The 15,521-nt window shown below is 40.4% G+C and carries 14 protein-coding genes; 11 read left to right on the top strand and 3 right to left on the bottom strand.

From position 1 onward, the window contains the following. Positions 1-2 precede the first annotated feature (2 nt). The gene (locus ACZ45G_RS05310; protein WP_464175723.1) at positions 3-1,340 is read right to left on the bottom strand and encodes an IS91 family transposase; all 1,338 of its coding nucleotides are present in this window, start codon (positions 1,338-1,340) and stop codon (positions 3-5) included. Between the two features lie 306 nt (positions 1,341-1,646). Between ACZ45G_RS05310 and ACZ45G_RS05315 the strand changes: the two genes are divergently transcribed. Beyond that, positions 1,647-1,934, top strand: a complete 288-nt coding sequence (locus ACZ45G_RS05315) for a hypothetical protein (protein ID WP_464175708.1) — start codon at positions 1,647-1,649, stop codon at positions 1,932-1,934. Positions 1,935-2,163: 229 nt separating this feature from the next. Here ACZ45G_RS05315 and ACZ45G_RS05320 read toward each other — a convergent pair whose 3' ends face one another. Continuing rightward, complete coding sequence (locus ACZ45G_RS05320; protein WP_464175725.1) at positions 2,164-3,222, bottom strand: helix-turn-helix transcriptional regulator; 1,059 nt, start codon at positions 3,220-3,222, stop codon at positions 2,164-2,166. 482 nt (positions 3,223-3,704) lie between these two features. Between ACZ45G_RS05320 and ACZ45G_RS05325 the strand changes: the two genes are divergently transcribed. The 3 genes from ACZ45G_RS05325 to ACZ45G_RS05335 all read left to right on the top strand — a co-directional run bounded on the left by ACZ45G_RS05325 (position 3,705) and on the right by ACZ45G_RS05335 (position 5,849). After that, complete coding sequence (locus ACZ45G_RS05325; protein WP_464175727.1) at positions 3,705-4,352, top strand: caspase family protein; 648 nt, start codon at positions 3,705-3,707, stop codon at positions 4,350-4,352. 181 nt (positions 4,353-4,533) lie between these two features. Continuing rightward, the gene (locus ACZ45G_RS05330; RefSeq protein WP_464175729.1) at positions 4,534-4,968 is read left to right on the top strand and encodes a hypothetical protein; all 435 of its coding nucleotides are present in this window, start codon (positions 4,534-4,536) and stop codon (positions 4,966-4,968) included. 206 nt (positions 4,969-5,174) lie between these two features. Next, complete coding sequence (locus tag ACZ45G_RS05335; RefSeq protein ID WP_464175731.1) at positions 5,175-5,849, top strand: hypothetical protein; 675 nt, start codon at positions 5,175-5,177, stop codon at positions 5,847-5,849. Positions 5,850-6,253: 404 nt separating this feature from the next. Here the strand turns inward: ACZ45G_RS05335 and ACZ45G_RS05340 are convergent, their stop codons facing one another. After that, complete coding sequence (locus ACZ45G_RS05340; RefSeq protein WP_464175733.1) at positions 6,254-7,453, bottom strand: IS91 family transposase; 1,200 nt, start codon at positions 7,451-7,453, stop codon at positions 6,254-6,256. A gap of 306 nt (positions 7,454-7,759) precedes the next feature. Here ACZ45G_RS05340 and ACZ45G_RS05345 point away from each other — a divergent pair, with 306 nt between their 5' ends. From ACZ45G_RS05345 to ACZ45G_RS05375, 7 genes are all read left to right on the top strand, one after another. Next, entirely contained in the window at positions 7,760-8,893 is a 1,134-nt protein-coding gene (locus ACZ45G_RS05345; RefSeq protein WP_464175735.1) for a hypothetical protein, read from the top strand. Positions 8,894-9,046: 153 nt separating this feature from the next. Continuing rightward, positions 9,047-9,670, top strand: coding sequence for a DUF1016 N-terminal domain-containing protein (locus tag ACZ45G_RS05350; RefSeq protein ID WP_464175737.1), 624 nt, complete (start codon positions 9,047-9,049; stop codon positions 9,668-9,670). Further along, entirely contained in the window at positions 9,670-9,984 is a 315-nt protein-coding gene (locus ACZ45G_RS05355; protein ID WP_464175739.1) for a hypothetical protein, read from the top strand. Before ACZ45G_RS05350 ends, ACZ45G_RS05355 begins: the two co-directional genes overlap by 1 nt. Positions 9,985-10,006: 22 nt before the next feature. Next, positions 10,007-10,660 carry a hypothetical protein gene (locus tag ACZ45G_RS05360; RefSeq protein ID WP_464175741.1) on the top strand — a complete coding sequence of 218 codons (654 nt, stop codon included), beginning with the start codon at positions 10,007-10,009 and terminating at the stop codon, positions 10,658-10,660. A gap of 96 nt (positions 10,661-10,756) precedes the next feature. After that, positions 10,757-12,073, top strand: a complete 1,317-nt coding sequence (locus tag ACZ45G_RS05365; RefSeq protein ID WP_464175743.1) for a DUF6880 family protein — start codon at positions 10,757-10,759, stop codon at positions 12,071-12,073. Positions 12,074-12,287: 214 nt separating this feature from the next. Then, positions 12,288-12,905, top strand: a complete 618-nt coding sequence (locus ACZ45G_RS05370; RefSeq protein WP_464175745.1) for an NAD(P)H-dependent oxidoreductase — start codon at positions 12,288-12,290, stop codon at positions 12,903-12,905. A 116-nt stretch (positions 12,906-13,021) separates the two neighbouring features. Further along, the gene (locus ACZ45G_RS05375; protein ID WP_464175747.1) at positions 13,022-15,427 is read left to right on the top strand and encodes a penicillin acylase family protein; all 2,406 of its coding nucleotides are present in this window, start codon (positions 13,022-13,024) and stop codon (positions 15,425-15,427) included. Positions 15,428-15,521 lie beyond the last annotated feature (94 nt).

Here is a 15,521-nt window from a genome sequence, read left to right on the forward strand (position 1 = left end):
AATTAATTCCAATCGGCAGCCGGGATTTGGGAATCGGAAAAGTCGTAAACCAAATCTGGAATAAAATTGGGAATAGCAGGTTTTGGTGGATCATGGTTACGGATATCCCAAAGCCCAAGGTGACGCAGAATTTTTTCGATTATGTCGAGTTCCTCGATAAAGCTGATGATACGCATCGTGCCTTGGCTCTTGGGACAGATCAGCGGGTCCACATCATAGATTTTCTGAATCAGACGAGCCCAGCTCTGACGGAACTTTTTGGAAGACATCTCGTTCGGGATAACGGTAGGAATGGTGTCATCCAGATCGGCCTTTTTTCTCATCCCCCGAGATTTGTTCGAATACCAGCCGTAATACCTTACCGTCTGTTCGTACCGACCGGGAATATGTGTCACCAGCCTGGCCAGCCAGTCCATAGCATTAAAAGTTTTCCGGGACTTGTGGTCTTTCGAGGTGTATACGACCTTGGCGGTACCGTCATGGGAATCTTGCTCCGGGATGTAGACCATGCGTTCCTGAGAAAAACAGGCACGCATGATGTACTGGGCAAGATTGCCGAGACCTGTCTGGTCATCGGAAAAGATCCTGTCACCGATGTAGACATGGAAACCTGAATGGCGCCATGAAAGCATATTTTCAATGACGGCATCCGTTATCTTCCCCTTTTTTTTAAGCATTTTGAGAACTTCATACTGGAAGATTTCTTCCAGGTCTTCCAGCATGAACCCCGGAGCCATGTGAAAATAACCGTCTTGTGAAAAACAGCCGTCGGAAATAATGGCATGCAGATGAGGATTAAAGTTCAGAAAGTCTCCATAAGTCTGTACCGCAATACTGGCACCGGGCACTGCATCATTATCAGCTACACTTGATTGGAGATATTTTTTAATGACGTTCCAGGCGCAGATAGACAGTTTTGACAATAATTTCCTGTCAAAGAGAAAATAAATCCGTAACCGCTTGGGAATGCTGAACACCCACTGCCGGTGTGCCACATCCTTGAGCACATTGCAAAGTAGCCATTCACCGTATTCAATGACCCTTTTCTGGTGGCAGGAAGGACAGAATTGCCTGCGTTTGCAGGAGAATGCCAGGAGGTATTCATGGCCGCATTCGTCACACCGGACCCTGGCAAACCCCATGTGGAGATCCCCGCAGTCCAGGTATTTATAAATCACGGTCATGACGTATGTTCGCCAGAAACCCAGGCGGGATGCATACATGTCGTCCCACATCCGTTCCAGTTCTTCAAAATGATTTTCAACACATTTATAGTATGCGCTTGCCTTGGGGTTACGAGGCTGGTAAACATCAAAATTATGTGTTGCTGGCTGGGCCATGGGAAAACCAATAATGGTACTAAAATTGTTAGGTGTATCAAAAGAAAAATCAGAATTTGTGTGCAGGATGAAGACAAAGTATTTGTTGAAACAATACAACATATGTTGCATAAAATAAACACAAAGAATATAAAAAGCAGGTTAGCTAACAAAAACATGCTCGCGCCGAGCCGTAGATGTTCAAGATTGGGCTGCACCTCGGCTGTCGTAGATAGAGTCGAATATCGAAAGGCTACAGAAAAGCAAATACGCTGCAAGGTAGCAACGGAAAACGGCTAAAACCGGCAGCAACTATAAGGAACCAATATGAGTGAATACCAGTATTATGAATTTCAGGCCATAGCAGCCATTCCCAATGATACATATGCAAGCGATTTTAAATTTGAGGTCCAGGGCAGAACCGGAAATGAAATGGTGTTCGCCTTTGCCTCGGAAAGCCCCCTTCCCGATCTGCCCGGTTCAAAAGAGGCTGCATATGGGTTGAAACAGCTGGATGTGAGTATCACCGAAATAACAAACTGGTTTACAGGTTATGCCCGGAAAAGAGGCATCTCCCTTTCCTGGGATTCGTTGCCCATTCTGACACACGAGTGATTTTTTTAGTCAATGAAGTTGCAGATATCAATAAGCGTAACCAGATGCAAATCGTGTTTGACATCCTTCCTGGAGAGTTTGGGAAAAACAAAATTTTCAGAACCTGTCAATTTTGACAGGTTCTGAAAATTCCAGGGTGTGCTATTGAGTCCGCAGTTCTTTGACAATTTTGCTTGAAATAATATTTTTTTCGGGATGTTTGATTGGGTACACCAAAATCTTTAATCTGCTACAGACCATATTCTGATAATAGATTAATTGCTTGGGCAATATTTGAAACTCTTAATTTTTTGACAATATTGTATTTGTGAAAATTCACTCCACGGTCAGAAATACTCAGCCTGTGGGCAATCTCTTTGACGATTAACCCCTGTTTTAACAGATCGATAACTTTATTTTCCATCGGTGTGAGCGGTAATGTCTTTTCGTTCACACAATCATCTTCCTGAAATATGAAACTCATGAAAAAATACTTTTTTATTATATACGTATACCCTATGAGTGTACCGGTTAATAACTTGAGTTTCATGGAAATCGGCTCATGGACTATCGGATTAGAAATGATCTTGGTTAAGTCACTATTTATCCAATCAATTATGGGTCTCGGAATACCGTTAATGTTTTTATCCGAAAAAATTTCTCTGAAAAATTCTATTGTTTGTTCAGGAATATCAACGGGGAAAAGATGTTGATCAAAAGCAAGGTAAGGTTTTTTTTTTGTTTTCATTAAATGCTCGAGACCAACTCTTTGAAACTCGTATTGCTTATGAAATATTAAAATATTAGACGCTGCAATAATTACTGGGCATATCTGTTCTAAGAAGAATTTATCTTCCATTGAAAACTTGTATCTATCCTCTGTTCGATAAATACCAAAAATCATGTGACTTTCACTATTAATTATCGCAGGCAGGGCGATAAACTGGCTTGTATCGGTATGTTTTTTTGTATACTCCATGCAGTATCGGTTTTTTTCATTTTTGTGGTCCATTACTTCATCCGCAAGAATGACACTTCCCGGCTTTGCGTTTAGGGTTGTCTTTAGAAAATTATCATGGGGTGCAATTTCTTGATAAAGCTCTCCCCAGTTAAAGGGCAATGATTTGTTTGTTGTTATTTGTGAAACCTGATTTTTGTTCCCTTGGATCATCGCTAACCAGTCGATATGCAGGTATTTTTTTAAAACTGTTTGCAATACAACTGGAAAATCCATCAAATTATCAAGGTCTTTAAAAACGGAACTGAGTTCAATTATTGCTTTTGCAGCTTTTATAGAAACATTATCCATATGGAAACAAGACTCCAGCTTTATGGTTCAACAACCCAGAATTATAGAAAATAACTACTTCATACGCTTGGTTAGATACATTTTTTAGCTTCAACTTTTCAATTTATAAGGACATATTTTAAGCGTATGTTTATTTGTCCGCATATTGTAAAAACTTGAAGAACCTAGTGAAGTTAGCTCAAGCGAGGCTTAGTAAAGCACAAATGCATACAAAACTCCATTTAAATCAATGAGATGATTAACAAATACAACTTACTCCAGATTGTGTTCAATAATTTTTGTTGTCCTTGCCTCGGACACCATAATGCCGGACGTTCAAGAACAATAAATTAAAAAAATAGAAAAGATAAAATTACATTCGATAAGAAATCTAACAGACAAAAATATTAAATGGATCTTCCCTTTGGGTAAATTCATTTTGAATGTGGGAGGAGAAGATTATTTTGAAAGTTTTTTTCAATCAAAAGTGGTGTAGAAAAACGATGGATATAACGAAAGTACTGATATGTATTTTTCTTTTTCCCATAATTCTTGGGGGCGTAATGGATGCCGGTGCCAGTCAGAAGAATGCACTTATCATTGGGAATTCCTCCTATGCCTTTTCTCCATTAAAAAATCCATACAATGATGCAAAAGACTTTTCCAAGGTATTGACTGAACTTGGATATAATACGATTTGTCTGACCAACGGTTCAAAAAACCAGATGCTTAACGCGGTTAGATCCTTTGAAACCAGGCTGAAAAGAGATGGCGGTATCGGGCTTTTTTATTATGCTGGCCATGCAGTTCAGTTTGATGATCAGAATTATTTGATTCCCATTGATGCCAAACTTGAGGATACTGTCTCCCTTTCCATTCACACCATAAAATTACAAACGGTTTTAAGATTATTTGAAACCGCAGGTAATGAAACCAATATTATTATTCTCGATGCCTGTAGAAACAATCCCTTCAATGGATACGTCCAAAATAAGGATGGGATCTTAACAAGATCGGTTGGCAGAAGCATCAGCGTGGTTCCGTCTAAGGGTATTACAGAAGCAAGGTCATCGACTTGGAGGAAATACAATAAAAAAACAAATTTAATGGAAGAACGAGTTGATGATACAGGTTGGACGCAATGCAATTAGGCACAATATTATTTTAAATTCTTCCGGATGATAATTATTGAGAATAAGCTCTCCTCTTGACCAGCGTGTAATTCAGTTGTTTTCAATGGGCGCTTTATTTATGACCTTGTGACTAAGCTTGGGCTGCGATAATTTATTACGATCCGTATTCAAATGATTTTAAAAAAGGAGTATCTATTTTATGAAGAAAGTATTTTTTATATTTGTTTTGGTAGTGGCTTGCTTATCTGGAGGTATTTCTTTTGCGGGATCGAACAGTGATGTGGCTGAACTTGTATTAAAAAATGTTGACCGGCTTCCTGCATATTGGCCCAAAGGCAAGCACAAGAATTATTCTGTATTTGCATGCTCGAGCAGGCCAGAAAGGGGTACTAACCCAAACGATTTGCGTTGTACTTTTCTTGGTATGTTTGCTGGCGGATATTCAAACTATAGTTCCCCACGAGGAATTTTAGGTGACATAATAAATGGCGTGTATAGATATAGAGGTCCACATGCACATGGGCAATATATTGTAATATGCAGAGATCAATACTTAAAGCACGATGGGAAAATAATAAGCGTATCCAAAAAGAAGATTTACAACAGACAAACAAGGACCATCACTTTTAAATAGTAAAAAATCAGTAATATCCGGTTAGGTACAAGATCATTTTAAATTCGCCCAGAGGAAACTTACAGAAAATATGTCCTTTTTGACCAGCATGGAATTCGCTCGTTTTAATGGAAGGTTTATTTATGACTTTGTGCCTTATATAGAAATGACATCATCTTCGGGCAGTTATCCTCATTAGGGAAACCTGTTATAAAGGAAACCGTAGAATGAATAAAACAATACGAAACATAGAATTAGTTGCCTTAATGATGGCAATGACAATAACAAATGCATTTGGTGAAACCAAAATTCAAAAAACAAATGGGTGCGAAAGATATAGAACCCAAATTGAACAAATAGAAAAAAATAATAAAACCAAACTAACAAAAAAAGAAAGTAAAGATAGAAGAGCACTCTTAAATTACGGTAAAAATACTAATTATGGCGCATGGCCATCAAGAATAAATTTAATTCCAGACATTACTTTTACAACTGATGAAGAGATAAAATTCGTAATAAAATTAGATGAAATATTTCAAGAAGAACTACAAAAATGTAAACTTGAAAAAGAAAGAATAGAAGTTTGTCTTGGAAAAGACCCAATGTCTCAAAAACCAGGGGACCGATATTACATAAGTGATTACACAAGACAATCTTTCAATAATGGATTAGCATTAGGAATCTATAAAAGCTTTGTAATAAAACAACCAGAGAACAAAAAGCTAAGACCATTAAAGGAAATTCAACAATCCATAACAGAAATTGGAACAATATATCTTGGTCGCTATGGAGTTGCTATAGGCGGAGAAAAAAGAAAGCAAATTTATGGGTTAGCAAAAATTACAGGAAATAGGAAATATTTTAACACAAGAAATTTCAACTATTCTCGGATAGAAGGATAGGAACTTTCTTTTTTTCAAGCAAGGTATAACAAAGAATAATAAAGATTATCAAGTGCCTAAAATATGGCCCCAGCCGGGCACGACCCCAACATGTTGGGGTCGTGCCCGGCTGGGGCTTCGATGTCAAATCGGCCTTGGTGATAAAAAAAACAACCCTGGAAAGATCAAAAAAAATTGAACCTGATTCACTGAAAAAGGGCTGAACAGCTATTTTTTAGGCTGATTTTAAGCATACCCCACCGGAAATCCCCTTAAGCGTTGAAAAAATTAATTCCAATCGGCAGCCGGGATTTGGGAATCGGAAAAGTCGTAAACCAAATCTGGAATAAAATTGGGAATAGCAGGTTTTGGTGGATCATGGTTACGGATATCCCAAAGCCCAAGGTGACGCAGAATTTTTTCGATTATGTCGAGTTCCTCGATAAAGCTGATGATACGCATCGTGCCTTGGCACTTAGGCAGATCAGCGGGTCCACATCATAGATTCTCTGAATCAGACGAGCCCAGCTCTGACGGAACTCTTTGGAAGACATCTCGTTCGGGATAACGGTAGGAATGGTGTCATCCAGATCGGCCTTTTTTCTCATCCCCCGAGATTTGTTCGAATACCAGCCGTAATACCTTACCGTCTGTTCGTACCGACCGGGAATATGTGTCACCAGCCTGGCCAGCCAGTCCATAGCATTAAAAGTTTTCCGGGACTTGTGGTCTTTCGAGGTGTATACGACCTTGGCGGTACCGTCATGGGAATCTTGCTCCGGGATGTAGACCATGCGTTCCTGAGAAAAACAGGCACGGATGATGTACCGGGCAAGATTGCCGAGACCTGTCTGGTCATCGGAAAAGATCCTGTCACCGATGTAGACATGGAAACCTGAATGGCGCCATGAAAGCATATTTTCAATGACGGCATCCGTTATCTTCCCCTTTTTTTTAAGCATTTTGAGAACTTCATACTGGAAGATTTCTTCCAGGTCTTCCAGCATGAACCCCGGAGCCATGTGAAAATAACCGTCTTGTGAAAAACAGCCGTCGGAAACAATGGCATGCAGATGAGGATTAAAGTTCAGAAAGTCTCCATAAGTCTGTACCGCAATACTGGCACCGGGCACTGCATCATTATCAGCTACACTTGATTGGAGATATTTTTTAATGACGTTCCAGGCGCAGATAGACAGTTTTGACAATAATTTCCTGTCAAAGAGAAAATAAATCCGTAACCGCTTGGGAATGCTGAACACCCACTGCCGGTGTGCCACATCCTTGAGCACATTGCAAAGTAGCCATTCACCGTATTCAATGACCCTTTTCTGGTGGCAGGAAGGACAGAATTGCCTGCGTTTGCAGGAGAATGCCAGGAGGTATTCATGGCCGCATTCGTCACACCGGACCCTGGCAAACCCCATGTGGAGATCCCCGCAGTCCAGGTATTTATAAATCATGGTCATGACGTATGTTCGCCAGAAACCCAGGCGGGATGCATACATGTCGTCCCACATTCGTTCCAGTTCTTCAAAATTATTTTCAACACATTTATAGTATGCGCTTGCCTTGGGGTTACGAGGCTGGTAAACATCAAAATTATGTGTTGCTGGCTGGGCCATGTGAAAACCAATAATGGTACTAAAATTTTTAGGTGTATCAAAAGAAAAATCAGAATTTGTGTGCAGGATGAAGACAAAGTATTTGTTGAAACAATACAACATATGTTGCATAAAATAAACACAAAGAATATAAAAAGCAGGTTAGCTAACAAAAACATGCTCGCGCCGAGCCGTAGATGTTCAAGATTGGGCTGCACCTCGGCTGTCGTAGATAGAGTCGAATATCGAAAGGCTACAGAAAAGCAAATACGCTGCAAGGTAGCAACGGAAAACGGTTAAACCCGGCAGCAACTATAAGGAACCAATATGAGTGAATACCAGTATTATGAATTTCAGGCCATAGACAAACCTTTATCTGAAAAAGATCGAGAAGCGCTTCGGGATATATCCTCCAGGGCGCAGATCACCTCCACAAGCTTTGTCAATGAATACAACTATGGCAACTTCAAAGGTGACCCATTGAAGTTGGTGGAAAAATATTTTGATGCCTTTTTATATGTCACCAATTGGGGAACCCATCAGCTTATGCTGAGGATTCCGCGAAAATTAATAGATTTGGATCTTGCAAGTCAATATTGCATCGGAGACAGTTGGACTATCTATGAAAAGGGAGATTACCTCATCTTTGACTTTACATCTGAAACCGAAGACTATGATTGGGAAGAAGGTGAAGGCTATCTGTTACCATTGATTTCATTACGTTCTGATCTTATCCGGGGGGATTATCGATGCTTGTATCTTGCCTGGCTCTTTTGTGCGCAAATGGATGAGATCGAAGACGATGAAGAAGAACCGCCTGTTCCTGCAAATCTTGGAAATTTAAATGCTTCCCTTGAAAGTTTCGCGGATTTCATGCGGCTCGATAAGGATCTTATCCAGGTAGCCGCTGAAAACAGTATTGCAGAACAAAAATCGGTTCAAAACGATCAAAAACTAAAAATCTGGATAGGTGGGCTGCCCAATAGTGAAAAAGATACAATTATTTTTCGGCTAATCAATGACAACGATCCTCATATAGGAAACGAACTGTTACAACGGTTTCGAAAAACACTATCAATAAAAGATACCCAAAAGGCATCACGCACTGTAATGAAAATGCTTCAAAAAGCGGAGGCATATACTAAAAAAAAGGATCGGCAGATAGCTGAACAGAAAGCAAAGGAAAAAGCACGCAAAGAAAAGGAAGCGGCCATCGCAAGGGAAAAACATTTGAACGGACTGGCCGGAAGGGAAAAAGAAATCTGGAAGAAAGTGGACACCCTTATTTTGACCAAAAAGCCAAAGGACTATGATGAAGCGGTAAGACTTCTGATTGATTTGAAGGACCTTGCCAAAAAGACTAATACAACCAGTTTGTTCAAATCAAAGCTGATGGCTATTCGGGAAAACCATAGCCGAAAATCAAGCTTTATAAATCGTATTGATTCAGCTAATCTATAGGATCATAAGGGATAAAAATACTGTAAAAAAGGCATTGCTATCACTTCTTAAAATCGAATTGGTAATTTTGACTTGAAATGGTATATAAAACCGGATACGAATTCGTTGGACACATAGTAGCCGGTGAAAGTTTAAAAAGACAAAAGGTAACAGATGACTTCAAAGAAAAACCTGACTGAACGAGACATCTGCACAAAATACATTCAGCCTGCTTTGGAAAAAGCCGGATGGAATCAGATTACCGAAATCAGAGAAGAAGTGTCCTTTACCGATGGGCGTATTTATGTCAAAGGCAACCTTTCAAGCCGGGGAAAAAGGAAAAGAGCTGATTATATACTTTATTTCAAACCTAATCTGCGCAATTTCCGGCAGTTCTACCTGACCTACCCGGATAAAAAGATTTGCGACACAGTGTGTAGCAAATTGAGCTGGAGCCATAACCGATTGATAATGCGGATAGACAATTTAAAATCAAGAAATTACTATCTCACTGAAGCTGCCCAGCAGCAATGGAGTGTTCGCCACCTGCAGCGCAATATCAATACCCTCTATTATGAACGCCTCCTATCTTCACAACACCCTCAAAGCACACCTGAAAATCAGGCTGATACTGAAAAAATCAATCAGCGGGCATTTATCAAAGACCCTTATGTGCTGGAATTTCTGCAGCTTTCCGATGATCTGTCCAAATACAGGCTGGTCCTGCCAACAGAAGAAGAACTGATTGCGGAAATTGAACGGGAAAGACTATTTCTTGAGGATGGGGAGGTTGAGTAGTGGGTGTCGTTAAGTTGGAAAATATATGTGATTTTAAAAAAGGGAATACTGGATTAGCGAAAGCTGAACCGGGTCACTACCCGCTTGTGACAACCGGCGCTGAAAGAAAAACCTGTCATTCTTATCAATTTGATACCAAGGCTGCTCTCCCTCCACTCTCTGAACAAAAAGCCATTGTTCAAAAAGTCGAAAAACTATTCGCCATCTGTGACCAATTGGAAGCCCGGGTCACCAGCAACCAGGCCCACGCCGAACAATTGATGCAGGCAGTTTTGCAGGAAGCGTTTTCTCAAACAACGAAGGAGCCAAAATAACCAAATAAAAGGGCATGACCATATGACAGATAATATTATTTCTTTTGAAGAGTTCAGATTGGAAAAGAAAAGGGCTGAGTCAGAAAATGACCCCATAATGCAAGTCTTAAAAAGAGATCTACGCGAACAAACAGATTTGGTTGACTGGTATCTTTTTCACAGCTCATTCAATAAATATAAGCTGTTTTTACATTCTCTGTTTTACAACAACCATGAACGACTAAAAGGGTCGAATCCCAATGCAGGATTCATTCAAATTTTTAATGAAAATCAAATCGATTCTATTTCAAGCCGCACAGAAGAAGCATTAAAGTGGCTTAATCGACGGTATATTCTTATTGATTGTAAAGATAAAACAATCAAAGGAATCGGGGCCAATTTGCCCTATGAGAAATGCAATGGTTTTTATGATTTTTTTATATCACTTCAATACTATCTGCTCGAAACAAATTATGTCCTGGTTTTTAAGGAACTTTCCAAATCAAAAATCACACGAAACAAATCAGATCTAACGCGTTCAATTATAAAAATTAATGATGATGCCCACATTAAAGGAATCACCCCTTTATCTGATATCATTATTATTGATCATGCATCATTTCTTCAAAAAGCCTGGAAAAATATAGGCCTGTACATAGAAGTGCTGTCAACTCATTGGGTTCCCGAAAAAGTTTAGCACAATGGAAAAGTTTGATACTTCCGGTGATGTTACATGTCAAATCGGATTATCCTTCAACCTGTGTGAACACTGGATATTGATAAAGGATGATGAATGGCCAAAAAAAAACCAAAAACAACAACTGAAACCAAAATTATTGAATATGCAATAGAAAGTGCTATAAAACCGGGCGACTTCATCGGTTACAATGAGGGTTGGTCCTTTATTTCAGGCCTTGAAAAGGTAAACGAGCAAATTGACGGTGTTGCAGACAAAAATCCTCTTCAAGCCGTTGATCTAATAGAAACCTTTATTGCTGTCTGTTACGAGAAGGCTGAAGAGATCGACGACTCAAGCGGATCGTTTGGTATGTTTGTGGAAGAGCTGTTTTGTTCCTGGGTTGACTCCAGGCAGAAGGGAAAGTGTGACCCCGGAGAAACGGTTACCCGGCTTCTTTCCTGGATGGATGATGACGACTATGGATTTACTTATCAACTGGAAAAAAGTGTATCAAAGGTACTTTCCAAGCAAGGGCTCAATGAATTCGCTGCGGCCATCCGTATACGGTTTGACGCAGAAAGGAATAAAGATCATCACCATCGACAATTGGGGGAAACACTAAAAACCATTTATGCTGCCGGACGTGATTTAAAATCATATGTTTCTATCTGTGAGGAAACCGAACTATTACCGAAAGATTGCGAGATTATTGCAGGCTTACTTTTATCTCGCCGAAAACCGGCAAAGGCTTTGGAATGGGTAGAAAAAGGGCTAAAAATTCAGAAAGATGGGCGGTTGTACCGAGGTTCAAGCTATAACCTGGATACCATGAAGCGTGATATCCTAACTAAACTTGGGCGATCTGAGGAAGCACAGGAGGATGCATGGCAAAATTTTTTAAAACACCCTGATGAATTTTCCCACAAAGAGCTGATAAGGCATATTCCGAAACAACAACGTATAGAATGGCATCCTCGTATTCTTGAAGTTATCAATACCGCACCATTAAGCTCAGCCATCACACTGCTGCTCCGATTACAAGAAAATGAGAGACTTGCACAACGGTTACGTAAAACTTCCGATGGCAGTATCGAGTTTCTGAGCCATTACACAATTAACCCTGCTGCTGAAAAACTTGCCGTGGATTATCCGGATGTAGCAGCCAAACTTTACCAGGCCATGGGATTACGGATAATAAATGCAGGAAAAAGCAAGTATTATGATGCTGCTCTATCCAACTTTGAACAGGCAAAACAATGCTATGAAGAAGCAGATCTTGAACCAGTCTGGATGGAAACAGTTGAAAAAGTGATGAATAACCACGCCAGAAAATATAGTTTTATGCCGGGTTTTAAGCAGGTGGTTGCCGGTAAAGGCCCAAGTACAGAGCCATCTATTATTGAGCGGGCAAAAACGCGATGGAAAAAATAGGATTGTTTTAATGGGGTCAGGGCAAGTAAAATATTATGTTTTATCATAGCTGTGACATTGCTATGACAAATACTGTGACACTTAGAATTCAGACTGGCAAATCACTAAGTTATTTTAACAAAAAAAACCATGAAACAAAAGATTTCAACAAAAAAACCAACCGAGCGAGCCGGTTATTTTTGCATTCTGAAAAAGAGAAACGGAGAATGAATAGATGAAAATTTCAATAATCCTGGCCCATCCTGATAAAAACAGTTTCAACGCTGCCATTGCAGAATGCTGCCGCAAGACTCTTGCAGCAAATGGCCATACAGTCCTTTTTCATGATTTGTATGCTGAAAAATTTGATGCGTTACTACCTGCCAAAGAAATCCCACGAACAGCCGAATTATCAGATGAATTAAAAAGGCATTGTGATGAAATTTCTTCAGCAGATGGGATAATTGTTGTTCATCCCAATTGGTGGGGGCAGCCGCCTGCTATTTTGAAAGGGTGGGTAGACAGGGTGTTTAGACCCGGAATTGCATATGATTTTATTGAGGGTGACTCAGGTGAAGGCGTTCCTGTCGGGTTGCTTAACGCAAAATCGGCCTTGGTTTTTAATACCTCAAATACCGATTCAAATCGCGAAATAGAGGTATTTAAGGATCCGCTTGAAACAATTTGGAAAAACTGTATTTTTGATCTTTGTGGCGTCCATGATTTTTATAGAAGGATGTTCAGTGTTGTTATTACAAGCAGTGAAGAGAAACGTACCGGTTGGCTTTTTGAAGTTTCAGAAATTGTAAATAAATATTATCCAAATACAAAAGATGTAAAAATAGGGCATTAAGATCGACGACAAAAAAGCCGCTGCGCTTTATGCCCGCTGTAAGGCGTTGTGAAATAGCAAATAGAGACCCAGGCAGTGTGTAATATGATGATTAATTTTCCACAAATGAGAGGAGTATGATGAAATTTACCCCAAAGAAACTGGTTGTTTTAATTTTTCTTCTGATCGTTGTTTTCGTCGGCTATTTTTTTGTTTCTGGTTTTAATGAATACCAAAAAGACGGGGTGATATCGGTTACAGGGTTAAAGGAGCCGGTCAGGGTTCTCCGTGATGCTAAAAACATGGCCTATATCTATGCCAAAAACAGCCATGATGCTTTCTTTGCCCAGGGGTTTATTACCGCCCAGGACAGGTTGTTCAGTATGGAAATTGTAAAGCTGTTGTCCAAGGGAAGGGTTTCAGAACTTTTTGGTGATAAAGCCCTTGCCACGGATAAAAAAATGAGGGCCATCGGGTTTTATAGAAATGCCCAAAAGCATGCGGGTATTTTGTCTGATGAGGAACGAGCGTTTTGTCAAAGTTATGTGGATGGGGTCAACACCTATATTGAAACAGGACAGGATAATTTCCCCATAAAATTAAAACTGGCGGGCATTGTGCCGGAGAAATGGACCATCCCGGACTCCTTGTCCGTGCTGTACTATATGGGATGGGGGTCCTCTGCAAATCTTCAAGATGAAATAATCACCCAGATGTTAATAGAAAAACTGGGTCCTGAAAAAGCCAAGGCATTATTTCCCGTTAATATAAATCCCGATGACAGTTCTGATAACACCGCTTCACCATGGGATGTCAATGGGGACTCTCTGAATTTAAATATTTTTGCAGACACGAAAATAAAAGCATTTCTTGATAGAAGTGATCTTGAAATAGGCAGCAATAACTGGGCGGCAAATGCCGGGTTGTCATCGGGTGACAAGCCCATTGTCAGCAATGATCCCCATCTGAACGCCACAAAACTTCCAGGGCCCTGGTATCCCATAGGTCTTTTTTGTCCAGATTTCAGGGCTGTTGGGGTTAACGTTCCGGGTATTCCCGGGATGGTGATCGGCAGAACAGATTATTTTGCACTCGGGGTAACCAATTCCTATGGGGATGCCCAGGATTTATATGTTGAAACCGTGGACCCCAAAAATCCTGACAGATATCTTGAAGGCGAAAAATCCATTGCATTTAAGGTCATCGATGAAATTATTAAGGTTAAAGATAAGGAAGTGCCAGAGGGATTTCGTGAAGAACGCTACAAGATTAAACTGACCCGGCGGGGACCTGTGATCTCAGATAATTTAAAGGATTTGAAAACAGATAAATTAATGACCTTAAGATGTTCCATGTTTGAAGGAATGGCAAATGAACTTGGGTTGAGATCTGTATTATATTCTAAATCCACAGATGATTTACGACAATCAATCGGCAAGATAACGGCCATCGGCTTGAATTTTACCTATGCAGATACCAAAGGGAATATCGGCTGGCAGGTGTCAGGCAAGCTGCCGGTCCGGTCGGAAAATACCGGCTTGATTCCCTTTGTGGTTAAAGACAGCACAGACAATTGGAAGGGCTGGATCAAGCCGGATGAAATGCCCCAGAATTTTAATCCGGAAAGAGGGTGGCTGGGGACCTGTAACCAAAAAACCGTTGACACCGACTACCCCTATTATTATTCCTCTCATTTTTCCCCTTCATTTCGTTATAGAAGATTAAAACAACTTTTTAATTCCAAGGATAAATTTTCCGTGGACGACCACTGGGATTTTATGCGGGATACTAAAAATCTCATGGCAAAAAAAATTGCACCCATAATGGCGAGTGCGCTTAAACAACATTCCGATACAAAAAAGATGGGGGAGATATTGTCCTCCTGGGATTATCGGGATGATATCGACCAATCAGCCCCTTCAATTTTTCAGTCGGTCTATAGAAATTTTGCGATTCTGGTCTACAAGGATGAGCTGGGGGAGGGGCTTGCATCGGTCATGCTGGGGAACTGGTATTATTGGCAGGAGAGCTTGCTTGCAAAAGTGTTAGAGGGTGAGTTTGAATACTTTGATGATGTTCTGACCCCGGAAAAAGAAACCATGGAGGGTTTGTTCTACCAGGCGGCGTTAAAAACGAGGGAAGAATTTGCAGGAACAATGGGGGAAAACCCTGAAGAATGGCGTTGGGGGAAAATACATAAATTGGAATTTGTGAGCACAATTCGGCAAAAAGGGTTTGGAAAATCGCTTTTGGGGGGTGGATCACACGAATTTGGCGGCTCCGGAGAAACCCTTTACCGCGGATATTATAAATTTAACAAGCCCTATGATGCTTTTGTAACCGCTTCCTTACGGATGGTGGCGGATTTGAGTGATAAGGATAAGGTGGTTGCGGTTCTTCCCGGAGGCACCTCGGGCAGACTGTTTAATAAACACAGAACAGACCAGATTGATTCCTTTCTTAATGGGGGTAAACTTTATTGGTGGTTCAGTGACAGGGAAATAGCAAAACACTCAAAACATGAACTTGTTTTGAATCCTTAAATTCACGGCGGTAGGTTGCCGTGAACCAAAGGTTTGACAATTTTGTGGCTGTGTCTGCGGACGAGAACCGCAGCATTTTGACCTTGGCAGGATA

It is taken from the genome of Desulfoconvexum algidum, from assembly GCF_055382125.1.

Coding starts and splice junctions, on each gene's coding strand:
- ACZ45G_RS05320 (WP_464175725.1), bottom strand. CDS start 3,222: ATGGATAATGTTTCTATAAAAGCTGCAAAAGCAATAATTGAACTCAGT.
- ACZ45G_RS05360 (WP_464175741.1), top strand. CDS start 10,007: ATGACAGATAATATTATTTCTTTTGAAGAGTTCAGATTGGAAAAGAAA.
- ACZ45G_RS05365 (WP_464175743.1), top strand. CDS start 10,757: ATGGCCAAAAAAAAACCAAAAACAACAACTGAAACCAAAATTATTGAA.
- ACZ45G_RS05330 (WP_464175729.1), top strand. CDS start 4,534: ATGAAGAAAGTATTTTTTATATTTGTTTTGGTAGTGGCTTGCTTATCT.
- ACZ45G_RS05335 (WP_464175731.1), top strand. CDS start 5,175: ATGAATAAAACAATACGAAACATAGAATTAGTTGCCTTAATGATGGCA.
- ACZ45G_RS05310 (WP_464175723.1), bottom strand. CDS start 1,340: ATGGCCCAGCCAGCAACACATAATTTTGATGTTTACCAGCCTCGTAAC.
- ACZ45G_RS05315 (WP_464175708.1), top strand. CDS start 1,647: ATGAGTGAATACCAGTATTATGAATTTCAGGCCATAGCAGCCATTCCC.
- ACZ45G_RS05345 (WP_464175735.1), top strand. CDS start 7,760: ATGAGTGAATACCAGTATTATGAATTTCAGGCCATAGACAAACCTTTA.
- ACZ45G_RS05375 (WP_464175747.1), top strand. CDS start 13,022: ATGATGAAATTTACCCCAAAGAAACTGGTTGTTTTAATTTTTCTTCTG.
- ACZ45G_RS05340 (WP_464175733.1), bottom strand. CDS start 7,453: ATGGCCCAGCCAGCAACACATAATTTTGATGTTTACCAGCCTCGTAAC.
- ACZ45G_RS05370 (WP_464175745.1), top strand. CDS start 12,288: ATGAAAATTTCAATAATCCTGGCCCATCCTGATAAAAACAGTTTCAAC.
- ACZ45G_RS05325 (WP_464175727.1), top strand. CDS start 3,705: ATGGATATAACGAAAGTACTGATATGTATTTTTCTTTTTCCCATAATT.
- ACZ45G_RS05350 (WP_464175737.1), top strand. CDS start 9,047: ATGACTTCAAAGAAAAACCTGACTGAACGAGACATCTGCACAAAATAC.